Here is a 22,205-nt window from a genome sequence, read left to right as displayed (position 1 = left end):
TCTGTTGCTTTGTCGCAACCCGCCTCGACTCGATTCTATATTGTTTAAATCTCTATTTTAGATTTTATACGAGCTAATATTTTGAATTTTATATAGTTAGTTTAATTCATTCGTTTGCTAACTGGGCTAAGTCTTAGGTAGTATCTAACCGAATGATGCACTCATTACCCTAACCATAAAAAGATCAATAACTCAGGTGTGAGAAAAATGAAGGATAAGAATAAGTTGAGTTTTTGCTTAGGAAGTTGTCGCATTGACCCTTCCGATAACTCAATTTCATTTCAAACGCAGGCGGATGAAACGTCCCAACATGAAGCCGCTAAGGTGTCACTTCAACCTAAGTTTATTGAAGTGCTTAGCTATCTTGCCTTGCGTCATCCTAATGTGGTGACCCGTGATGAGTTGATCGAAAAAGTGTGGGAGGGCAATGTTTACGTAGGAACTAAGGCACTCACTAATGCGATTTGGCATTTACGGCAGCAATTGTCGCCACTCGAACAGGATGGTGGTGTGATTGAAACCGTGCGTAAGGCTGGGTACCGCCTCTTATTGCCCCCTGTCTACGACATTTCTGATGACACCGACATCGATAAACTCCAAATCACTGAGGCGAAGTTACAGCATACGATGCGACGACTGCATTTTATGGTGATATTGATGGGGGCGGTCATTGTGACTGTTGGTCTATTGATTGGCGTGCACCTGTACCAAGATAAACAGCGGATGACAGAGACCCAAATGACAGTGCTGACCAGAGATCCGGGATCGGAGCGTTATCCTAGGTTATCCCACGATAGGCGTTGGTTAGTGTATGGTGCGAGTCGTCCTGGCGTTACTTCTAGTCTGTATCTTAAAGATTTTAAACGTGAAGACATCCCCGCCCGTCAGTTAACGCCTTCCACATCGGCAGAGCTTCGCGCAGTGTGGAGTTTAGATGACACTAAGTTGTTTTTTGCCTCCCGAACTCAGGGAACGGGAGAGTGCCAAATTACTCAGTTAACCCTTGCAACCAATGAAACCCTCGCCTTAGCGCCTTGCTCGACCGATATGGCGGCAATAGATATTTCTGCTGACGGCCAATATCTTGCGTATGTTTCCTCCCTTGAGGCGGGTAAGGTGGGTGGTATCTACCGTTTGTCTTTGGTGCAACCTGACGCTAAGGCTGAAAGATTATCCTGCGAAGTGCACTGTAACTATGAAGACCGAGATTTAGCCTTCAGTCCTGATGGTCGTTGGCTGGCAATAGCGAGACGCTTTAGTAATATCTCGGAAGATATTTTTATTCGGGATTTAGCCAGTGCCAGTGAGAAACGCTTAACCCACGGACTAGAAGATATTCGCGGCTTGAGTTGGACACCTGATAGCCAGTCGCTGGTTTTTGCCACCGAAGATTCCGGCAGTCGCAACGGTTTTACTATCGATATTGCAACCACGCATATTCAATCTCTCGATGTAGAGGGAATGAGTTATCCCAGCAGTGTATCAGCGGAAGGTGAGCTTGTTTATCACCAGTATCGTCGTCAATTCCAAATGGCGTATTTTTCCCTTGGGGAGTCGGTATCTGGCAGTTTGTTTCCGCTCCTGTATTCTAGTATCAGCCACCGAAATCCCGATTATTCCCCCGAGGCGAAACGGATAGTATTTGTCTCTAGTGAGACTGGCTATAACGAGATTTGGGCGTCAGATATAAACGGCAAAAAACTTGAGCAACATACTCATCTCAAGTCGCGCGTAGCTTACCCGCGTTGGTCTCCCGATGGCTCTAAAATAGCTTTTATCGCCCCCGATGATCGCAATGAAGGTAATCGCATTTTTATTTTAGATTTAGCCAATAAAAATATTACTGCCTTAGCCTCGAGTTATCACAATCACGGTCGCCCCAGTTGGAATTGGCAGGGCACTGCCGTATTAGCATCGACCAGCGATGGCATCACGGAGTTTTATTTAGATAACAGTACACCAAGAGTGATCAGTCCTCTGACTATGGCTGTGGGATTTGCGAAATCGGCTAACGAATTTGTATTTAGCCGTTATGGGGTGAATGGACTCTGGCAGATTGATTTAACGCAGCCTGAGCAGGTTCGAGAGTTAATTCCTAGCAAAGTATTCCGTGCAGGTAATAACTGGGTGCTTACGGCAAACGGGGTGTATTTTAAATCGAGTAATGGTAACGAGCAGCGGCTGAATTTTTGGGAGGCGAGCAATCAACAGCTGACATCACTCCTAAGGGTTCCCCGTTCGAGCTTAAGCGGTTTTGGCTCTATGACGTATATCCAAGAGTCAAACCGCTTAGTGATGACGCTCGATGGCTTCCCACAACGGGATATCATCTTGCTTAAGCATAAGTTACTTAAATAAGTTGCTTTAAGGATTACTTAGCGCTAAATCTTCCGCCGAGTACAGCTTCGCGGGAGGCGCCTGTGACAGCTGGGAGGTTGGCGGGTAAGCCTAAGTGGTTACGCATGGCGAGCCAGGCGAAGGCGATGCCTTCGGCCCATTTAGGGTCGACGCCAAGGGCCGAGGTAGTATCCAGCTTATAACCTGGTAATAAGGCGGCAAGACGTTGCATCAGTTGGCCATTGAACGCGCCGCCACCACAGACGAACAATTCCCCTTCATTGGATAGTTTAATAATGTCTTGGGCTATGCTGTGGCAGGTTAAATCCAATAACGTCGATTGGATATCTTCTTCATCTAAATGATTAAAGGGCGATAATTGCTGCTCTAACCAAGCTTGGTTAAACAGCTCACGGCCAGTGCTTTTAGGATAAGCAAGGGAGAAATACGGGTGTGAAAGCAGTTGCGTTAACAGGCCTTGGTCGGTTTTGCCGGACGCAGCCCATTCGCCATCTCTATCGAAGGGTTCACTTTTCACCTGCTGGATCCAAGCATCGATCAAGGTATTACCAGGTCCCGTGTCGAAACCCAGTACTTGGTCACTGTTGCCCGGTAAATAAGTAATGTTGGCTATGCCGCCAATATTTAAAATGATGCGTTTTTTGCCGACTTCAGCAAAGGTTTGCTGGTGGAATGCTGGCACTAAGGGCGCGCCTTGCCCACCTAGGGCAATATCTTTACGGCGAAAATCGGCAATCACATCAATACCGGTTTCGGTCGCAATAGTATTCGGGTCGCCAATTTGCAGGGTAAAGCCGACTTCGAGGTTTGGCATGTGGCGCACGGTTTGGCCGTGGCTACCTATGGCGATAACCTCTTCTTTGGCAATGGCGCATTTGGTCAGCAGATTATTCACTGCTAAAGCAAACAGTTCACCCACATTACGATCTAAACGGCCGAGGCGGTTAATTTCATCTGTGCTGGGTGAACAAAGGCGCTGTAGGCCTTTGAGCAAATGGCTCGGTATGGCTTCGGTATGGCTGGCGATAAGCTGTGGCTGCGCGCCAGAAAAGTCGACCAATACGGCATCGACACCGTCCATGCTGGTGCCTGACATAAGTCCAATATAATAAGCGTTTTTCATTGGGAGGAATCCGTCCGTCGTTATTGCATTGCCAATTGCGTTTGCTTGTTTTGCGAAAGTGTAGTCATCAATTGCTGGCTAAGTGCATCGAATTGATTTTTTTCTTTTCTCGCAATCGATTCGGCTTTAGGTAGCGTTATGGTTCTTGGATTGCGATGGACGCCATTGACGATAAATTCGTAATGCAAATGTGCACCCGTGACGCGCCCCGTTTTACCTAAAGTACCTATGATTTGCCCTTGCTTAACGCTGGCTCCTTTGCTGACGTTGCGCTTAGTGAGGTGAAGATATTTGGTGGTATAGGTATCGTTGTGTTTGATAAACACATAGTTACCGTTGAATTGATTGTAGCCCGCCTCGATGACGCGTCCGCTACCCGCCGCTTTAATGGGCGTGCCAATGGCGGCGACGTAGTCCACACCGCGATGGGCTTTGACTTGGCCCGTTACTGGGTGCAAACGTCTTGGATTGAAGTTTGAGCTGACATATTTAAAATCGACTGGCGAGCGCAAGAAGGCTTTACGCATGCTAGTGCCATTCTCGGAATAATAGTTACCGTCGGTATAGCGAATGGCGGTATAGCGCTCATCTTGGTTTACAAATTCTGCGGCTAAGATATTGCCGTTACGCAAAAATTCGCCATCGGCATATTCTTGCTCATAAATAATGGCAAAGCTGTCGCCCTCGCGTAAATCTAAGGCAAAGTCGATATCCCAGCCGAATACGGTCGATAACTGCATGATCTGGTTTGCATTCATGCCTGCATCGACGGCGGCGTTCCAGAAGTTGCTCTTAATCTTAGCGCTGGTGAAATGGCTGCGAATTTCCACATCCTTCTCGGATATTTTTTCTTGGTATTGATTTTGATTCTTGGTGATGATGAGCGTCGAAATTGCATTCACGCGATAACGCACTTCGGTCAAATCACCATTAACATCCTTTGAAATCACGATTTCTTCGCCTGGCATAATCTTAAGTAAGTTTTGTTTGGCCAAGGGGAGTTGGGTGATTTCATACACGTCTTTACTGGTTAATCCTGCGCGATCAAATACTGCGGCTAAGGTGTCACCGTTTTTCACGTTAAAATGTTCGACGTCCCTGTGATGGGCACTTTCGAGGGATTCTGTCGCTGGATTATTAGCATCACCCGCGGCAAGCACGTCGGTTGACGATAATGGCGCAGCATTGGTGGGCGCATTGTCTGTTTGGCCCTCTAATAACTCTGGACGTTCAGGCGAGCGAAACGCTAAAGGCACATCATAACGGGTGTTGATTTGAGCTTGGTCATCAATGCTAGTGGTTTGTCTTGAAGCTTGCGCTTCTTCAGAAGGGAGTAGCATGGTTATCATGGTGATAACTGAAAGAATGCTGAGGAGAATTTGATGCTTTTTAGGCAACAATTTAAATAACGTTATAACCTTTCCCATTGACGCCGATACCAATAACCAGAGACTTAAATAATCCCGTTAGTGTACACACTTTCAATTGTGGTGGCTAACAAGTAACATAAGTCTCTTCATTTTATGATCATGGCCTTAGGAGTCCCTGCCGAGATGGCTGATTTAGACCAAGTATTAGCAGAAATTAGACGTGGTACCGATGAGATTTTACTCGAAGCGGATCTGCTTGAAAAACTCAAAGAAGGACGTCCACTCCGTATTAAGTTAGGCGCCGATCCTACCGCTCCGGACATCCATCTTGGACACACAGTAATCTTAAATAAATTAAGGTTATTCCAAGAGTTAGGTCATGAAGTCATTTTCTTGATCGGTGACTTTACTGGTATGGTGGGTGACCCAAGCGGTAAAAACAGTACGCGTCCACCGTTAACCCGTGAGCAAGTATTAGCGAACGCCGAAACCTATAAAGAACAGGTTTATAAGATACTTGATCCAGTTAAAACCCGTATCGAATTTAACTCAAGCTGGCTAGAGCCATTGGGCGCAGCGGGGATGATCCGCCTTGCTTCCAAGCAAACTGTGGCTCGTATGATGGAGCGCGATGACTTTAAGAAGCGTTATGCCTCGGGCCAATCTATTGCTATCCATGAGTTTATGTATCCTTTACTGCAAGGTTATGACTCAGTTGCGCTGCAGGCCGATGTTGAGCTGGGTGGTACAGATCAAAAGTTCAACCTATTAATGGGCCGTGAACTGCAAAAAGCGGAAGGCCAAAAGCCACAAGCTGTGATCATGATGCCGCTGCTCGAAGGTTTAGACGGCGTGAAGAAAATGTCTAAGTCGGCGCACAACTATATTGGCGTGAGTGAACCTGCCAACGAAATGTTTGGCAAGCTGATGTCGATTTCGGACGATTTAATGTGGCGCTACTTTGAGCTGCTATCATTCCGTCCACTGGCTGAAATTGAGCAGTTTAAGCAAGATGTGGCCAATGGGTCTAACCCACGCGACATTAAAATTGCCTTGGCTAAAGAAATCATCACACGTTTCCACGATGAAGCGTCTGCAGAAAGCGCGCATCAAGCTTTTGTTGACCGTGCTAAGGGCATGATCCCCGACGATATCGAAGAAATCGAGTTAGTGGCGGGTGAAGGTATTGCGATTGCAAATCTGTTGAAAGATGCTGATTTAGTGGCGTCGACTTCAGAAGCCATGCGGATGATCAAGCAAGGCGCGGTGAAGATGGACGGCGAAAAGCTGGACGATAGCCGTATGACTTTGTCTGCTGGTACTGTCGCGGTATTCCAAGTCGGTAAACGCAAGTTTGCCAAAGTGACTTTGGTTTAAGACATTGTCTGTTAAATGAAAAGTCGTTAATCGAACAAAAAGAGCGCCTTAGGGCGCTCTTTGTTTTTAAATCTGTTTCACCCCATAAGATTAAGGCGCTGTGTTGGCTTCATGCTCGGCGATATTACATCTGTCGGTGCCAAAGTGTTGCCCATCGCTGCATTTCCACGCCAGTTGCGCCGAACTCACCTGCCATTGTTTTGCATTCTGCTTTAAGGAAATAATCAACAGCATTTGTGGATGTTGCTTGGAGAGCTCGCTCACCTGATAGGTCAAAATGCTGTCTTTATTGGTTTGGGTTCGCACTAAGGTAAATTTGTTGCCTGCGTATTGGCTGCTGATCTGACTTGGGTCTTCCGACCAAGGTTGATGTTGCGCCTGAGCGACACGCAGCTGCTGATTAAAATGACTGACGGGCTGAACGGCGTAGGACACGATAATGGGCTGTAAGGCCTGTGCTTTTGGTGCCAGCATTAAGCCATTAAGGGCGAGTAGGGCTATCAATCCAAAAAACTTCATACAAACCTCATTGAAACGAAACGACTCAGTCAACCTAGCTAAGGTGAAATACGCAGTGGTATTGACTCATTGTTAGTTTCGACCCGTTTTTAGGGATCAAGTTTCAAAGACGGGGAAATTTTGTGACTACTGCATCGCTAATTGATCAGACATGGTCTGGTAATCGATAAGATCCACATGCTCAGTCACCCTATGGTTGAGCATATCGAGTTTAAGGCTAGTGACGCCAGGAATAGCGATGTCGATGATTTTGCCAGGTTTGCCGAATTGCTCGCCCGGCCCTTTGAAGTGATAGTTACCTATCATTACTACCAAAGAGCCAGCGTTATACATATGTTCTATGTTGAAGTCGTACTCGAGTACGCCCTCATGGGCGCGCTCAAGAAAGTCGATGATGAAGCGGCCGCCGGTGTATTTACGGTTAGCGGTTTTGTCGAAGAAGATACTGTCGCGGTTATAGAATTTTCGTAGTGTCTTATAGTCGTGTTCGGTTAGTGCATTCATATACTTTACGGCTAACAGCTGTTCTTGCGGCATTTCACCTGAGTTGGCTTGCGCCGCTGCAGGATTGAGGGCAGGAACAAAAATGAGGCACAAAATAAGACACAATATTCGCAAACTATTCCCTCTTGGTTTTGAGATCAAAGGCCGGTAACGACAGATGCCACTTGATGGCGCTTAAGCGGATAAATAGGGCACTGGTCATCGCCAGAAACAGCGCCGTTTTCTCGCCCATACCGTAGGCTAAACTCACGGTATAGCCGATACCACCAATGATTGAAGCTGTGGCATAGACTTCTGTACGTAACACCATAGGAACTTGTCTGCACAGTAAGTCTCGAATAATGCCTCCTCCCACGCCTGTGATCAAGCCCATAACCACGGCAATCATGCCACTTAAGCCCATATTGAGGGCTTTTTCGGCACCAATCACAGTAAACAAGGCCAATCCAAAGGCATCTGCGACGGGTAAAATATACTCGGGTACCTTACGAGGGCGACGGACTAATAGCAAACAGGCGAGCACAGTTGCGAGGATCACTATGATGTAATTCGGGTCGCGGATCCAGAACACTGGCGTTGCACCAATTAAGGCATCACGAATACTGCCACCACCGACAGCGGTAACCGAGGCGAGCACGATTACGCCAAAGGGGTCCATTCTATGGCGTCCAGCGGCAAGTGCGCCAGATAGCGCAAATACAGCGGTACCCCATAAATCAAAAAAGTAGATCCACTGGCTCATTTACTCATCTCTTTGATATGAATATTTAATGCGTCCACAGAGATGCGGATTTCAATCACAGATAAAATCAGTGAATAGAGCAGTAGTAGCAGGCTAGCGCCAAAAATCACTGAGCCGGTTTTATTAAAGCCGATATAGATAAAAATCATACACAGTACGCATAGGGCAAAGCTTGACACACCTGCTTCCTGCATACGACGAATAATGGTAATACGCTGGCTCAGGTTCTTAATTTGATCTTTATGTACGGGTTTTTCACCATTGCTTAAATTTCGGATTAATGCGGCTAAGGCAAAAAAACGATTGGTATAAGCTAATAGTAACAATGAGATAGCAGGAAATAACAACGCAGGTGTTGTTAATGAAACATGCATGTTTTCGAGCAAGATGGTCAGCCTTTAACTTCACGTTGAGATAATGCGGCATCATATCACAGGCTTTGTAACCAACGTAAACTTGCCCATAACAAGGGCAGTATAATGATAAAGCTAAACCAGATAGCACAGGCACGTGAGGTCAGCTTAATTGCAGGCGTGATGTCATCACTGGTTGGCTGCGGACCGTAGCACAATTTATCCACATTGATACGCACGCCAGCAAACTTCTGTGGTCCACCGAGCTCGATTCTCAAAATACTGGCCACGAGATTCACACTGAGAACATAACCTCGAATAGCGTGATGATTTTTAGGGGCTCTAAAAAGTTTTGCAAACGCCTTAGGCCCGCCTTGAATGGCGAGCGACAGGCTCCACAACCAAGCCGGAATCGCCAGCAAGATAATGGATACACCATTCACAGTACTGCAGAAATGTTGATACTTTGGTTGAATGGGCGGCCAGCTCAATTCGAGTTGTTTGAGCATTCGCACAGCTAGCACTAGCGGTGCTCCAGCAATAGCGAAAAAGAAAATGGTCGATGCTGTGCCGTAAATAGGCGCTGTGGCGAGTTTTTCTATGGTGGCTTTGGCTAGGCCGATTTCCGACAAACTATCGGTATCGCGCACTACCCAAGGCTGTAAAAGCTTTTTTGCGCTGGCATTGTCTCCACGTTTTAAGGCTTTAGCGATTTCATCGGCGACTTGGCTAAACCCTGCATCGGTTAAGCATAGATAAAGCACCAAAAATTCGAAAAACCATGGAAAGGCGGCCAGTTCGAGCAAAAAGGTGATAATGGCCCAAAACGGAAACAGTAACAGCATCATAGCTAAAAAGCCTGCTGTGGCTTGTTGGCTTGGAGAGCGTTCTGGGCGATTTACCTTGGCGGCGAGTTGCTTAGCTAAATGGCCAAACCAAATAAGCGGCTGCATTTCCCGTGGTAATGGCGCTAACCGCGCCAATAACAAAGCAAAAAAAAGTACCAAAAAGCCTTCAAACAAAGCGCCATCTATCTCGACAAGTTGTTGATAAAAAGAGGTGTGCATTCGGTACTTTCCACTTAAGTGATTATTTTATTGCGCTAGGATTCAGTTGCTCAAGCAGCAACATCACCATCAGAGCCGAGTGATAACCCGCTTTGACAATATAAGAGTCGAAATCCACTGGCGAGTCATTGTTGGCGTTATCCGATAAAGAGCGGATAACCACAAATGGCACACCAAACTGATGACAAACTTGAGCGATGGCCGCGCCTTCCATTTCACAGGCGGCCATCGTTGGGAAGTTTTTCAACATGGCTTGGGTGCGAATAGGATCGCAAATAAAGCTATCGCCAGTACAGATTAACCCTTCAATCGCTTTGACTTCGCCTAGTTGCGCAATGGCCTTGTTGGCGGCTTCAACTAAATGTGCGGCTGGGACAAACGCTGCAGGTTGCTGTGCCATTTGGCCAATTTCATAACCAAAGGCGGTGACATCCACATCGTGGTGACGCACTTCAGAAGAAATCACGATATCGCCAATGGCCAGCGTATCGACAAAACCACCGGCAGAACCTGTGTTGATCACGGCATCCGGCGCATATTTTTCGATGAGCAGTGTGGTTGCAATGCTTGCGGCCACTTTACCTATGCCAGAGCGAGTTACGACAACGTCTTTACCCGCAAGAGTGCCAGCAATAAATTCAATACCAGCAATAGTTTGCGATGTCGCATTTGTCATGGCGGCGATCAGGTGAGCGACTTCTGGCTCCATTGCGCCAATAATTCCAATTTTCATGGGAGACCTTTTTGATTCAACACTTAAGAGTGGGACACGAGAATGCTGGCTAATATACCACACAGTTTTGTGCTGTCGTTATGGTGAGATTGGGATTGCTTAATAATGGCAGGGTAAAAAGCGGGAAGGGTTAACGAAAAAAGTGCGTACCCTAAGATGCACACTTTTATCTATTTATTTCATCTGTCTATTTTACTTATCTATTTTTCCATCAACCGATGGCGACAAATCACAAACAAATGGCTGGACTTGTTTGCCTAAGTCCAGCCATTGCAGTGCTTATTAAACGACAGCGGTAAAACAATGTTTCAGCGATAAAACCAACACATTTGCGTTTAAGCTGTAGCGCTTAGTCTAAGTAGTTAAGAATACCTTGAGCAGCATCGCGACCTTCGGCAATGGCTGTCACGACTAAGTCAGAACCGCGCACCATATCACCACCAGCAAACACTTTTGGGTTGGTGGTTTGGAAAGGATTTCCGTCTAACTTACTCGCTTTAACTCGGCCCCATTGATCGAGCTCGATGCCATGGTCGGCAAACCAAGGTGCTGGGCTAGGTTGGAAACCGAAAGCAATAATAATCGCATCGGCTTCGAGCAACTGTTCGCTACCCGCAATAGCTTCGGCGCGTTGACGACCACTGGCATCGGCTTTACCCATGGCGGTTTCGACGCATTCAATGCCGACTACTTTGCCATCTTGGGTTTTAATCGCCACAGGTTGACGGTTAAACAGGAAATCAACCCCTTCCTCCCGTGCATTTTGCACTTCGCGGCGTGAACCCGGCATGTTGGCCTCGTCTCGGCGGTAAGCACAGACTACGCTGCTGGCACCTTGTCTGACGGCTGTGCGCACGCAATCCATCGCAGTATCACCACCGCCTAACACCACCACACGTTTACCTTCAAGGTTCAGGTAGGGCGTTTGCGCATCTTGAGTGCCCATTAAATGGTGGGTATTACCAATCAAATAGGGCAGGGCTTGGTATACGCCTTGGGCATCTTCACCCTCAAGGCCCGCTTTCATCGCGGTATAGGTGCCCATACCAAGGAATACTGCATCGTATTCTTCGAGCAGTTTAGTAAATGGGATGTCTTTACCGACAGTAACCCCGAGTTTGAACTCAATACCCATGCCTTCTAATACACTGCGACGGGTCGCCATGACGGCCTTGTCGAGCTTAAAAGACGGAATACCGTAGGTGAGCAGGCCACCAATTTGTGGATATTTATCAAAGACCACAGCTTTAACACCGTTACGAGACAGAATATCCGCGCAGCCTAAACCCGCAGGACCCGCACCGACAATTGCCACTCGTTCAGGGCGTGGCGTGACCTTGCTCATATCGGGGCGCCAGCCTTGGGCGATGGCTGTGTCGGTAATGTATTTTTCGACATTACCGATAGTGACAGCGCCAAAGTCGTCGTTAAGGGTACAAGCGCCTTCACAGAGTCTGTCCTGTGGACAAACACGGCCGCAGATTTCGGGCAGAGTGTTGGTCTCATGCACTAAATCCGCCGCTTCCATGATGCGACCTTGCTCCGCTAGCTTGAGCCAGTTAGGAATATAATTGTGTAGCGGACATTTCCACTCACAATAAGGATTGCCGCAATCTAAACAGCGATCCGCTTGCTGTGCCACTTCAGGCTGAGCAAAAGGCTGATAAATCTCAATAAACTGAGTCGCACGTTTAGCCGCAGGGTGTTTGGAGGGGTCTTTGCGACCCACTTCAATAAATTGAAAATCGTTACTCATGCGCCATTACCCCGCTTTTACAACTAATTCTGGGCTCGATTTCTCTAACTTGAGCAGATCGGCCACGGCAATATTTTTAGGTTTCACTAATACGAAGCAATCTAACCAGTTACCAAAATCACTTAAGATCATCTTGGCATGTTCGCTGCCCGTTTCGGCCACGTGGGCTTCAATCAGACCTTTCAAATGTTGTTGATGAATGGGGGATTCGAGTTTTTGAGTATCGACAAGCTCAGTGTTCACACGGCGATTGAAGCGGCCGAATTGATCGAATACATAGGCAAAACCACCTGTCATACCTGCGCCGAAGTTCACCCCTGTTTTACCAAGGACAACCACAATACCGCTGGTCATGTATTCACAGCCGTTATCGCCAAGCCCTTCGACCACAGCAATCGCCCCTGAGTTACGGACCGCAAAACGCTCGCCCGCTTGACCCGCGGCGAAGAACTTGCCGCCTGTCGCGCCGTAAAGGCAGGTGTTACCGACAATGGCGCTGCGCTCACTCTGGAACGGGCTGCCAATAGGCGGATAAATCACTATCTGGCCGCCAGACATGCCTTTACCGACATAGTCGTTGGCATCGCCGCAGAGTTTTAACTCAAGGCCAGGGCTGTTCCACACGCCAAAGCTTTGGCCAGCACTGCCGTTAAAGCTCAGTTTGACCGGCGCTTTGGTGCCTTTGACGCCGAGCGTGCTCGCGATATAGCCTGACAAGGTCGCGCCAACGGAGCGGTCGGTGTTGTTGATGCTGTAAGCGGCATCGAAACACTCGCCCTTATCGACGACGCTTTGGCACTCGTTTAATAAATGTTGGTTAAGCAACCCTAAATCCGCTGGTGGATTAGTTTCTTGCCAAGTGCGTGACGAGGTTGCAGGCACTTTGGGTTGATACAAAATCGGTGACAGATCTAAGCCTTGTTGCTTAGCAGTTTGGCCTTCGAGGGCATATAACCATTCGCTGCGACCGACTAAGTCTTCAAACTTACTCACCCCTAAGGTCGCCATCCATTCACGGACTTCCTCGGCGACAAACTCAAAGTAAGTCATCACTCGCTCTGGCAGACCATGGTAATGGTTGTCACGCAGGTTTTTATCTTGCGTCGCTACGCCAGTCGCGCAGTTGTTCAAGTGGCAAATACGCAGGTATTTACAACCTAGGGCGATCATAGGCACAGTGCCAAATCCAAAGCTTTCTGCGCCTAACAACGCGGCTTTAATCACATCTGTACCGGTTTTTAAGCCGCCATCGACTTGCAGGCGAATTTTATGGCGTAGACCGTTTTCTACGAGCGATTGATGCACTTCGGCTAAACCTAGCTCCCACGGACTCCCCGCGTACTTTACTGAGGTGATTGGGCTGGCGCCTGTGCCGCCGTCATACCCTGAAATCGTGATCATATCCGCATAGGCTTTCGCTACGCCGGTGGCGATCGTGCCCACGCCGGGTTCAGACACAAGTTTGACTGAAATCAGTGCTTTAGTGTTGATTTGCTTCAAGTCGAAAATCAGCTGGGCTAAATCTTCGATAGAGTAAATATCGTGGTGCGGCGGCGGTGAAATCAAGGTTACACCTGGGCGCGCATGACGCAGTCCGGCGATTTCAACGCTGACTTTATGGCCGGGTAACTGACCACCCTCACCGGGTTTTGCCCCTTGGGCGACTTTAATCTGTAACACATCGGCATTAACTAAGTAGTGCGCGGTAACGCCAAAGCGCGCCGAGGCTATCTGTTTAATCGCAGAGTTGCGTTCAGTATTAAAGCGGCGAGCATCCTCACCACCTTCACCTGAGTTCGAGCGGCCGCCTAAGCGGTTCATTGCAATAGCCAGCGCTTCATGGGCTTCGGGGCTGAGGGCGCCGATACTCATGGCCGCGCTGTCAAAGCGTGAATATAGACCTGATGCAGCTTCCACATCGGCGACATCAAGCGATGCTTGCGCGCCCTTAATACCGATTAAGTCACGCAGTGTCGCCACGGGACGATTGTCGACGAGGTCGGCAAACTTTTTATAGGTCGCGAAGTTTTTGTCAATCAATGACGCCTGTAAAGTGTTGACCACATCAGGGTTAAAGCAGTGATATTCACCCCCTTCAACGTATTTCAGCAGGCCACCTTGCGGTAATGGCACATGGGCACGGTAGGCGGCTTTGTGCAGAATCGCTTGGTCTTGGGCGATTTCAGCAAAACTGACGCCTTCGATACGGCTAATCACGCCTTTAAAGCACAGTTCAATTACATCACTGGCGATGCCGATGGCTTCAAACTGTTGGCTACAACGATATGAACCGACAGTGCTGATGCCCATTTTGGACATGATCTTACGCAGGCCTTTTTCGATACCGTAACGGAAGTTCAGCATCAATGCTGTGGTATCGGTTAACTGGTGACGTTTCGCCAGTTCAGAAATTGACTCATACACTAAGTACGGATAAATCGCGGTGGCACCAAAGCCAAGCAATACGGCAAAGTGATGCGGATCTCGCGCCGATGCGGTTTCAACAATAATGTTGGTGTCGCAGCGGAGGCTCTTATTTACCAGCATTTGTTGCACAGAACCGACCGCCATGGCCGCAGGGATCACTTGTGCCGTTTTACCTATGGCTCTATCCGAAAGGATCAACAAAGTCGTGCCGCTGCGGGCTAAACGCTCGGCTTCGGCTGTGATGCGGCGAATGGCACTTTCTAAGCCTTCCTGTGGTTCGTAATTCAAATCCACAATGTTGGCGCGATAGTAAGTGCTATCTAATCCCAGTAACTGGTTAAAATCACTGAACAATAAGATAGGTGAGTTGAACATGACGCGGTAAGCATTACCCGTCGTTTCATTAAAGAGGTTCTGCTCACGGCCAATACAAGTGGTCAACGACATAACGTGTTTTTCACGCAATGGGTCGATAGGTGGATTCGTTACTTGAGCGAATTTTTGCCTAAAATAGTCATACAGTGAACGTGACTTTTTCGACAATACCGCCATAGGCGTATCGTCGCCCATAGAACCTGTGGCTTCTTCACCTTGTTTTGCCAGTACCCAAATGACTTGCTCTAATTCTTCACGGGTATAGCCAAATTGTTTTTGGTATTGCAGCAAAAGCTCAGGGCTTAACTCGCTGGCACCGTGCTGCTCAGAGGCTAAATCTTCCGCTGGCGTTAAAGTACGGCTGTTCTTCGCCATCCACTCTTTATAAGGGTGGCGACGTTTCAAGTCGTTATCAATTTCAAAGGATTGGTACAGGCGGCCGTTTAAGGTATCGAGTACCAGTAACTCACCTGGTCCAACGCGGCCTTTTTCAATCACTTCATCGGCTGCGTAATCCCAAATACCGACTTCGGAGGCCAAGGTCAAAATACGATCTTTTGTGATCACATAACGCGATGGACGCAGACCATTACGGTCAACGGCGCAGGCGGCATGGCGACCGTTGGTCATCACAATACCTGCCGGACCATCCCAAGGCTCCATGTGCATGGAGTTAAAGTCGTAGAAGGCTTTTAGTTCGTCATCCATTTCTGGATTACTTTGCCAAGCAGGCGGGATCAATAGACGCATGGCACGATATAAGTCCATGCCACCGGATAACAGCATTTCCAGCATGTTATCTAAGGAAGAAGAGTCTGAGCCTGTTTCATTCACAAAGGGAGCGGCCTGCTGCAAATCTGGCAGTAGCGGTGAATTAAACTTATAGGCACGGGCACGGGCCCATTGACGGTTACCCGTAATCGTATTGATTTCGCCGTTATGGGCTAAATATCTAAACGGCTGAGCTAATGGCCATTTAGGAGAAGTATTCGTTGAGAAACGTTGATGGAATAGGCAGATAGAGCTTTTTAAGCGAATGTCCGCGAGATCGGGATAAAACGCGGGCAAGTCTACAGGCATCATCAAGCCTTTATAGACGATAACTTGGCCAGACAAACTCGCGACATAGAAGTCTTTGTCGTCGGTGATTTGCTGCTCTAAGCGGCGACGCGCCATATAAAGGCGGCGTTCCAAGTCTTTTTCACGCCAGCCAATGGGGGCGTTGATCAGCACTTGGTAGATTTGTGGCAGGCTAGCCTTTCCGATTTCACCTAACACATCGGGATTGACCGGCACTTTGCGCCAGCCTGCAATACTTAAGGTTTCACGCTCGAGTTCGCGCTCAAGAATAAACTTAGCTTGTTCGGCCAATTCATCATCTTGACTTAAAAACAGCATACCTACGGCAAATTTACGGCTCAAATGCCAATCATTTTCCGCGGCAATCGCTTCAAAAAATTGCACTGGCAATTGCATTAATAAACCACAGCCGTCGCCAGTGCGACCGTCGGAGGCAATGCCACCGCGGTGCTTCATGCGATCTAGACCATGGATTGCCGTGCGCACTATACGGTGGCTGGCTTCGCCATCCATCTGTGCTATCAACCCAAAACCACAATTGTCCCGCTCAAAACTGGGATGATATAAGCTCATACAAAAACCTCCCTAGACCTCAACTGATTACTACTCGGGGAGAAAATGTAAAGACTTTCTATAGATATGCACCCGAACCACCCAAATTAGCCTGAGATTCAATAAAGGTCAAACCAAAAATTTGCATAAAACATGGGTATTAATTCATGCTTCATACACAAATCATAATCACTTTACGTTAACGTCAACAGTAAAAAGTGCTGTATAACATTATGAATAAAAAGAATTTTAAAAATGAGGAAACTGTGGGTTTACTAAAGTGTAACATGCTGGTGGGATTGTTTTTGATTTAGACATAGTGATTTTTATTGCAAACACAGTAAATAAATAAAAAATTAAAATTGTTGAATTATTATTCATTTCGACGTGAGCAATATCTCAATGGTAAGCGCGTTAATTTGAGGATGCGCACATTTCTGACAATAAGGGTATGGGTCAGGCGGGAATTTGATGTAGCGCCAAGAAACCTCTCGCTACCTTGTTTACACTAAGCTTTTTCTTCTATTTGTTCACGTATTTTCTTTTCTATTTGTGATTTTATCTTGGTTATTCTTAATGAAGCGATATGAAATTTGGTGGGTGCTCTGATGGGGCTTGATGCATATGTGAACACCTTTGGTGCCGTTTGCAAGGCGCGATATGGTACGCGACTACGAAAACTCACCATAGATGCCAAGTTTACTTGCCCCAACCGTGATGGCACCTTGGGGCGTGGAGGTTGTACTTTCTGCAATGTGGCCTCATTTAGCCACCAAACTGCTGATGTGCTGAGTATTACCGAGCAGCTCGAACAGGGTAAGAGTCGTTATCGTGAGGCGAAACCTCAGGCGCAAGCCGATAAATTTATAGCATATTTTCAGGCTTACACTAGCACTTATGATGAGTATCAGGTGTTAATGGCTAAGTACGATGAAGCCGTTAAAGATGGCGAGATAGTGGGTTTGTGTGTAGGAACTCGCCCCGATTGTGTGCCAGATAATGTACTGGATTTACTGGCAAGTTATCAGGCAAACGGCATTGATGTGTGGTTAGAACTGGGGTTGCAAACCGCTAAAAATGAAACGCTGCGCAAGATCAATCGCGGCCATGATTTCGGTTGTTATTGTGACACAGTGTCGAGGGCGAGAGCTCGCGGACTTAAGGTGTGCACTCATCTTATTCTTGGCTTGCCCGATGAAACCCATAGCGATTATATGGCGACCTTAGCGGCGGTATTGCAGCAGGGCGTTGATGGCTTGAAGTTGCATCCTTTGCATATCGTCGAAGGTAGCACTATGGCCAAGGCGTGGCGAAGTGGGCGCTTACCTTTACTGAGTCTCGAAGATTATGCTCGCAGTGTCGGTGAGATGATCCGCCATACACCCGCGGAAGTGATTTTCCACCGCGTCACCGCTTATGCGAAAAAACCTATGCTATTAGCACCAGATTGGTGTGCCTATCGATGGGATGGATTGGTGGCAATTGTGGATAATTTACAGCTTTATGGTGGACAAGGGCACGTATTAGCGCAACGATAGAGGTAAGTTAGTGGGATACATTTCCTCCTTAAATGCTATGTCGTCGCTATTATTTTGTAAGTGTTTACTTACGACTATTAGTTTGTTTTTTGTTAATTTTAATCTGAATTTGACCATGGATATCGCTATAAGTTGCACAGACAATTTTAGTGGGTATCATGTGATAAATTCGTTTTAAGCATTGGACCACTTAAGGGAGGCCTCATGGCCACAGTTGAATTAGAAGTAATCCTAGATCTCAATACTCTCGAACAGTACTGTAGCGCCATTGGTGCCGGTACTTTACTAAAGAGTGTGGTGTTATTTGAGCAGTTAATGCCTGAATATGTAGGAAATCTAGTGAAGGCTAACGACGCTGCAGATAGAGATACCTTATGTTCAGAAGCGCATAAATTTAAAGGTGCCGCAGGTTCGGTAGGTTTAAAACGCATTCAGCAAATCGCCCAGTTATTACAACATGGTGAAGAGCCTAGATGGGATGCTGAACACGGCGCTTGGGTTGCTGAGATCGTCGAACATGCGAGTGCGGATCTACAACAGTTAAAGTTATTCCTCCAAGCTAAAGCATAAGATATTGATACGCTAAGGCGCAGCAATAACATCTGTTGTTGCGCCCAATTGAGTGAATGATTGCGTTAGATTGTTGCGTTCGTTATTGCGTTAGTTTGACGGCTGAGTTTGTTGCTTTTTACGTTTCCCCGCGAGTGCTTTTCTCCTCTTTGTTTGTTACTCCCACTTAAGGTTTACAGCTAATCGGTTGAATGTCGATTCGGCTCACATTCTTGAAATCTAATGCCGCGTTATTGGCTTTCAGTTATGCTAGAGTAGATTTAATTTCTTAATTCATAACCTTAATGGCAATCGAGAAAATGAAAAGTTTACCTAGCTTAAAAAACTTATTCTATTTGGTGAATCTCCATCAAGAGCAGAATTTTAACCGCGCGGCTAAGGTGTGTTTTGTCAGCCAATCGACGCTTTCGAGTGGGATCCAAAACTTAGAAGAGCAGTTAGGGCATCAGTTGATTGAGCGAGACCATAAGTCGTTTATGTTTACCGCTATTGGTGAAGAAGTGGTGCAGCGCGCCCGTAAAATTCTCACCGATGTGGATGATTTGGTTGAATTGGTGAAAAACCAAGGCGAGCCGATGACAGGCGATATACGTTTAGGGTGTATCCCAACGATTGCGCCTTTCCTATTGAGCCGTGTTATTCGCCAATGCCAGCAGTCTTATCCAGCGATGAGTTTATTACTGAAAGAAGATACCACTGAGCGTTTGTTGGATGCCTTAGGTAAGGGTGAGCTGGATTTATTGATCCTTGCTTTGCCTGTGGATACCAGCGGTTATCACAGTATGAAAGTGGGTAAAGATCCATTCAAAATGGTGATCCATAAGGATTTAGCCGGAGAAATCCATCAGCCGATCGATTACCAAGCCTTGCCAGACGAGAGTATTTTCCTGCTGCAAAGCGAGCATTGCATTACGGGTCATGCCATCACAGCCTGTCAGCTTGGGGATAGCGCGAAAGTCAATCCGTTTGCCGCTACCAGTTTGCATACCTTAGTGCAGATGGTGAACAGTAAACTGGGCACCACATTTCTGCCGCAAATGGCAATTGATGCGGGTATTTTGAACGATACTGATTTGGTGGTGATGACGCCGCCAGGTGAAGCACCTTACCGTGATATTGGCTTGGTCTGGCGTCAAACTACCAGTCGTATCTTAACCTTCCGTACTTTAGGTTTAATGATCCAAAAGTTATTAACTAAAGACGAATAATAAGCTCGCTGCAACAGCGCTAAATTTTGCTGCAATAAAGTGCTGCTGCAAAAAGAGTTGTTGCATTAAAGAGCTGCTGTAAATTAACGCTGATGATGAGAAATCAGAGCGGGGAAACGCCAAACACTTCGATGGAGTGTTGTTTCCCTTTGAGTTTGACGGGACCAAGATTCGATAGGTGATATTGCGTATTGGGGTTATCTAAGCGTCCCGCGAGTGCGCCTGAGATCAACATGCGTTGTCCCAAGGGGTTACACTGATCTTGCAGTCTCGCTAGGGTATTGAGTACATCGCTAAAGAAACTAATCTCTTGTTTTTGCACGCCAACAACCGCAGCTACGACTTGGCCGCAATGGGCCGCCGCTTTAAACTTAGGCACAAAGCCATAGTGTTCTTCAAAGTAACGTCTTTGCCAATTAAGTTGCTGACTAAATTCAAAATAGATATTCATGCAGCGGTCGTGGACTATCCCTTCTTCTAACGGCCAGTGGATCAACACGGCATCGCCCATATAGCGATAAATCTCGGCTTCGTTGTTGGTCACAGTATCCGACAGCAAGCTAAAGCTATCTTGGATCAAGCGACTAAAACGGTAATCCCCAAGTGATTCGGCGTGTGTGGTCGAGGCGACCATGTCTAGATAAAGGAATAATCGCTGCTCGTACCTTGGCTTGTGGTATTTACCTAGACCAATGTTGAGCAGAATACGTGGGCCGACTAACAGCGCCATTTGCTCGACGAAGGCTAAACTGACTCGCACGACCACCAGATAGACGATCAATGCTTGGAATGAAGGACTATAGAGAATGTGCGCTGTCAGCATTTGTCTAAGGGTCGACATATGATTTTCGATGGCCCACATATTCAAAAATTGGGTCATGTAAGCTAATGTCGTCGCACCCAGCAATAAAAACAAGCCTTTAAAGATGACAGAAAACACATAGGGGAGGCGATTGATAGCACTGAAATCAGCAATAACGTTCGACATCCAATGCAGGCTGCCAAAAATTATCCCCATATAGATAGCAAGTGTCGCGAGATCAGCCGAACCTACCGCCCATTGGGGCAGTTCTGGTGATTGGGCATATCGAAAAAACACGAATGCAGCCATGGCAATCGCCCAAGCTAAAATCGCAAAAAGGAGTTTTTTCGCTTGTCTACGTGCTCTCACTGCGTGATGGGTATCCGAATACGGCTGTGATTTCAGAATGCCGTAGTTTATAGAAAAGAGTCACCTTAGTGCCAGTGAAATTTGTGATCTGGATCAATCTAAGTCTATATCGTCACTAAATATTAACCAAAAACCTTATTAAGTATCATGGTGGTGAAACTGGTCTTTAAATAAAAGCCCCTAGGGTTGGTCATTTTGATGCTGCCATCTTCGGCAATGCTTTGCGTTAATGCTTTACTGTTGGCGGCTTTGGGACGTAATTGCAGTACTTCGCCGTGGCGTGCGGTGAGTTTTTCGACTTTGCCGAGGGCGATAAGCTCCATGATCTCTTCCCAATCCTGTTGCAGTAATTGCAACTCCTGTGGATCAGGCTCCCACAATATCGGGGTGCCAATACGGCGCTCTCCCACAGGAATATGCCGCTCACCTTCAACGGGTACCCAAAGGACTCGCTGTAACTTATGGCTGACTAAGCTGTTTTGCCAGGTTAACCCTTGGATATTCGACAGCGGCGCCACGCAAACATAGGTGGTCTCCAGTGGTCGCCCTTGCGCATCTATGGGGATGGTTTTAAGTTCTACCCCTAAATGTAGAAAATCTTGCTCAGGTTTAGACCCCGCCGTCGCGCCTAATTCCATTTCGATTAATTGGCCGACCCAGCCTTTATCGCGTTTAAGATCCTTGGGAACACTTAGGCCTCTTTGGGCGGCAATTTGCGCCAAACTCACGCCAGCCATCATATGGGCGCGTTCGAGTAGCTCAGGGAGATTTTCGGGGGGAATAATTCGATTCATGGCTGGATTTTACTTAAAAATAACCGCTTAGCAATGGCGGTTAAAAAATGAACTCTGCAATTTGAGTAAACTTGTACCGAATGTTTTTATTCTAAGTATCTGATTTTAAATTTCATATCCGAGTTACCCCCCGTTTTGCAAAAAAGTGTTCAAAGTTACTCTCTGCTTTCCCTTGCGTTCCCCACATACTTATCCACAGATATTATGGATAACTCAGTAAAATGCGTCCCTTAACCTAATAAAAACCCCAAGTCAATGCGAATAAAGGGCATTTATTCCGGCTTTTGTGGACAGTTGTGGACACTATTTGTGTATAAAGTTGAGTAATATCGTGAGAACCATAGAAATAGCTCTAGCTGGTTGAATAATGAGCTTTATTGCTTTTTTTGCCATTAATAAATTATAGCTATCATTCAAGTTATTGAATTTGTTTTAGATAAAGTTTTAACTCTAAATTAATCAAATGGCGCTAAATAGATGTTTTTTGAGCGTTATAACAAGTTTACCTGAGTTTCAAACAGAGATATCCACAGAAAATGTGGATATCCCCGCATTTCATCCCCTAGCTTTGTTGATAAATGTCTTTTA

At 46.8% G+C, this 22,205-nt stretch carries 17 protein-coding genes; 5 read left to right on the top strand and 12 right to left on the bottom strand.

Going from position 1 to position 22,205, the window contains the following annotated elements:
- Positions 1-207 precede the first annotated feature (207 nt).
- Positions 208-2,358 carry a winged helix-turn-helix domain-containing protein gene (locus Q4Q57_RS01910; RefSeq protein WP_311889467.1) on the top strand — a complete coding sequence of 717 codons (2,151 nt, stop codon included), beginning with the start codon at positions 208-210 and terminating at the stop codon, positions 2,356-2,358.
- 13 nt (positions 2,359-2,371) lie between these two features.
- Here the strand turns inward: Q4Q57_RS01910 and Q4Q57_RS01905 are convergent, their stop codons facing one another.
- Both Q4Q57_RS01905 and Q4Q57_RS01900 read right to left on the bottom strand, forming a co-directional pair.
- On the bottom strand, positions 2,372-3,481 hold the full coding sequence (locus Q4Q57_RS01905) for an anhydro-N-acetylmuramic acid kinase (protein ID WP_311889466.1): 1,110 nt from the start codon (positions 3,479-3,481) through the stop codon (positions 2,372-2,374).
- A gap of 20 nt (positions 3,482-3,501) precedes the next feature.
- The gene (locus tag Q4Q57_RS01900) at positions 3,502-4,908 is read right to left on the bottom strand and encodes a peptidoglycan DD-metalloendopeptidase family protein (protein WP_311889463.1); all 1,407 of its coding nucleotides are present in this window, start codon (positions 4,906-4,908) and stop codon (positions 3,502-3,504) included.
- 126 nt (positions 4,909-5,034) lie between these two features.
- Here Q4Q57_RS01900 and tyrS point away from each other — a divergent pair, with 126 nt between their 5' ends.
- Positions 5,035-6,228 carry a tyrosine--tRNA ligase gene (gene tyrS / locus Q4Q57_RS01895; RefSeq protein WP_012088587.1) on the top strand — a complete coding sequence of 398 codons (1,194 nt, stop codon included), beginning with the start codon at positions 5,035-5,037 and terminating at the stop codon, positions 6,226-6,228.
- A gap of 90 nt (positions 6,229-6,318) precedes the next feature.
- Here the strand turns inward: tyrS and Q4Q57_RS01890 are convergent, their stop codons facing one another.
- The 8 genes from Q4Q57_RS01890 to gltB form a co-directional block, all read right to left on the bottom strand.
- Positions 6,319-6,747 (bottom strand): hypothetical protein, encoded by a 429-nt coding sequence (locus Q4Q57_RS01890; RefSeq protein ID WP_012088588.1) that lies wholly within the window; start codon positions 6,745-6,747, stop codon positions 6,319-6,321.
- Positions 6,748-6,873: 126 nt separating this feature from the next.
- Positions 6,874-7,365 carry a nuclear transport factor 2 family protein gene (locus tag Q4Q57_RS01885; RefSeq protein WP_012088589.1) on the bottom strand — a complete coding sequence of 164 codons (492 nt, stop codon included), beginning with the start codon at positions 7,363-7,365 and terminating at the stop codon, positions 6,874-6,876.
- A 1-nt stretch (position 7,366) separates the two neighbouring features.
- A complete protein-coding gene (locus Q4Q57_RS01880; protein WP_006080751.1) occupies positions 7,367-7,993 on the bottom strand; it encodes a trimeric intracellular cation channel family protein in 627 nt (208 codons plus the stop codon).
- Complete coding sequence (locus Q4Q57_RS01875) at positions 7,990-8,367, bottom strand: DUF2721 domain-containing protein (protein ID WP_012088590.1); 378 nt, start codon at positions 8,365-8,367, stop codon at positions 7,990-7,992. Before Q4Q57_RS01875 ends, Q4Q57_RS01880 begins: the two co-directional genes overlap by 4 nt.
- Positions 8,368-8,423: 56 nt before the next feature.
- On the bottom strand, positions 8,424-9,413 hold the full coding sequence (locus Q4Q57_RS01870; RefSeq protein ID WP_012088591.1) for a cobalamin biosynthesis protein: 990 nt from the start codon (positions 9,411-9,413) through the stop codon (positions 8,424-8,426).
- 22 nt (positions 9,414-9,435) lie between these two features.
- Entirely contained in the window at positions 9,436-10,146 is a 711-nt protein-coding gene (locus tag Q4Q57_RS01865; protein WP_012088592.1) for a 5'-methylthioadenosine/adenosylhomocysteine nucleosidase, read from the bottom strand.
- A 349-nt stretch (positions 10,147-10,495) separates the two neighbouring features.
- Positions 10,496-11,902, bottom strand: coding sequence for an FAD-dependent oxidoreductase (locus Q4Q57_RS01860; RefSeq protein WP_311889462.1), 1,407 nt, complete (start codon positions 11,900-11,902; stop codon positions 10,496-10,498).
- Between the two features lie 6 nt (positions 11,903-11,908).
- Positions 11,909-16,357, bottom strand: a complete 4,449-nt coding sequence (gene gltB / locus Q4Q57_RS01855; protein WP_311889461.1) for a glutamate synthase large subunit — start codon at positions 16,355-16,357, stop codon at positions 11,909-11,911.
- Positions 16,358-16,944: 587 nt separating this feature from the next.
- On the opposite strand from gltB, the gene Q4Q57_RS01850 reads away from it, so the two are divergent.
- The 3 genes from Q4Q57_RS01850 to oxyR all read left to right on the top strand — a co-directional run bounded on the left by Q4Q57_RS01850 (position 16,945) and on the right by oxyR (position 19,652).
- The gene (locus tag Q4Q57_RS01850; protein WP_311889460.1) at positions 16,945-17,874 is read left to right on the top strand and encodes a TIGR01212 family radical SAM protein; all 930 of its coding nucleotides are present in this window, start codon (positions 16,945-16,947) and stop codon (positions 17,872-17,874) included.
- Positions 17,875-18,078: 204 nt separating this feature from the next.
- Positions 18,079-18,444, top strand: a complete 366-nt coding sequence (locus tag Q4Q57_RS01845) for an Hpt domain-containing protein (protein ID WP_006080758.1) — start codon at positions 18,079-18,081, stop codon at positions 18,442-18,444.
- 299 nt (positions 18,445-18,743) lie between these two features.
- Positions 18,744-19,652 (top strand): hydrogen peroxide-inducible genes transcriptional activator OxyR, encoded by a 909-nt coding sequence (gene oxyR / locus Q4Q57_RS01840; protein WP_311889459.1) that lies wholly within the window; start codon positions 18,744-18,746, stop codon positions 19,650-19,652.
- Positions 19,653-19,755: 103 nt separating this feature from the next.
- Here the strand turns inward: oxyR and Q4Q57_RS01835 are convergent, their stop codons facing one another.
- Together Q4Q57_RS01835 and mutH are read right to left on the bottom strand one after the other, a co-directional pair.
- On the bottom strand, positions 19,756-20,823 hold the full coding sequence (locus Q4Q57_RS01835) for an adenylate/guanylate cyclase domain-containing protein (protein ID WP_006080760.1): 1,068 nt from the start codon (positions 20,821-20,823) through the stop codon (positions 19,756-19,758).
- A gap of 122 nt (positions 20,824-20,945) precedes the next feature.
- The gene (mutH, locus tag Q4Q57_RS01830) at positions 20,946-21,617 is read right to left on the bottom strand and encodes a DNA mismatch repair endonuclease MutH (RefSeq protein WP_311889458.1); all 672 of its coding nucleotides are present in this window, start codon (positions 21,615-21,617) and stop codon (positions 20,946-20,948) included.
- Positions 21,618-22,205: the final 588 nt, after the last annotated feature.

This window comes from Shewanella sp. SP2S2-6, assembly GCF_031931965.1.
Classification (GTDB): Bacteria; Pseudomonadota; Gammaproteobacteria; order Enterobacterales; family Shewanellaceae; genus Shewanella; species Shewanella baltica.
The sequence above is the reverse complement of the archived record's forward strand: the minus strand, read 5'-3'. Positions and strand labels throughout refer to the sequence as shown.

Bases quoted from the DNA above. Each gene is read 5' to 3' on its own strand.
- Q4Q57_RS01890 (WP_012088588.1), bottom strand. From the start codon at position 6,747: ATGAAGTTTTTTGGATTGATAGCCCTACTCGCCCTTAATGGCTTAATG.
- Q4Q57_RS01900 (WP_311889463.1), bottom strand. From the start codon at position 4,908: ATGGGAAAGGTTATAACGTTATTTAAATTGTTGCCTAAAAAGCATCAA.
- Q4Q57_RS01870 (WP_012088591.1), bottom strand. From the start codon at position 9,413: ATGCACACCTCTTTTTATCAACAACTTGTCGAGATAGATGGCGCTTTG.
- Q4Q57_RS01850 (WP_311889460.1), top strand. From the start codon at position 16,945: ATGGGGCTTGATGCATATGTGAACACCTTTGGTGCCGTTTGCAAGGCG.
- tyrS (WP_012088587.1), top strand. From the start codon at position 5,035: ATGGCTGATTTAGACCAAGTATTAGCAGAAATTAGACGTGGTACCGAT.
- Q4Q57_RS01875 (WP_012088590.1), bottom strand. From the start codon at position 8,367: ATGCATGTTTCATTAACAACACCTGCGTTGTTATTTCCTGCTATCTCA.
- Q4Q57_RS01880 (WP_006080751.1), bottom strand. From the start codon at position 7,993: ATGAGCCAGTGGATCTACTTTTTTGATTTATGGGGTACCGCTGTATTT.
- Q4Q57_RS01845 (WP_006080758.1), top strand. From the start codon at position 18,079: ATGGCCACAGTTGAATTAGAAGTAATCCTAGATCTCAATACTCTCGAA.
- gltB (WP_311889461.1), bottom strand. From the start codon at position 16,357: ATGAGCTTATATCATCCCAGTTTTGAGCGGGACAATTGTGGTTTTGGG.
- Q4Q57_RS01905 (WP_311889466.1), bottom strand. From the start codon at position 3,481: ATGAAAAACGCTTATTATATTGGACTTATGTCAGGCACCAGCATGGAC.
- mutH (WP_311889458.1), bottom strand. From the start codon at position 21,617: ATGAATCGAATTATTCCCCCCGAAAATCTCCCTGAGCTACTCGAACGC.
- Q4Q57_RS01860 (WP_311889462.1), bottom strand. From the start codon at position 11,902: ATGAGTAACGATTTTCAATTTATTGAAGTGGGTCGCAAAGACCCCTCC.
- Q4Q57_RS01910 (WP_311889467.1), top strand. From the start codon at position 208: ATGAAGGATAAGAATAAGTTGAGTTTTTGCTTAGGAAGTTGTCGCATT.
- Q4Q57_RS01865 (WP_012088592.1), bottom strand. From the start codon at position 10,146: ATGAAAATTGGAATTATTGGCGCAATGGAGCCAGAAGTCGCTCACCTG.
- oxyR (WP_311889459.1), top strand. From the start codon at position 18,744: ATGAAAAGTTTACCTAGCTTAAAAAACTTATTCTATTTGGTGAATCTC.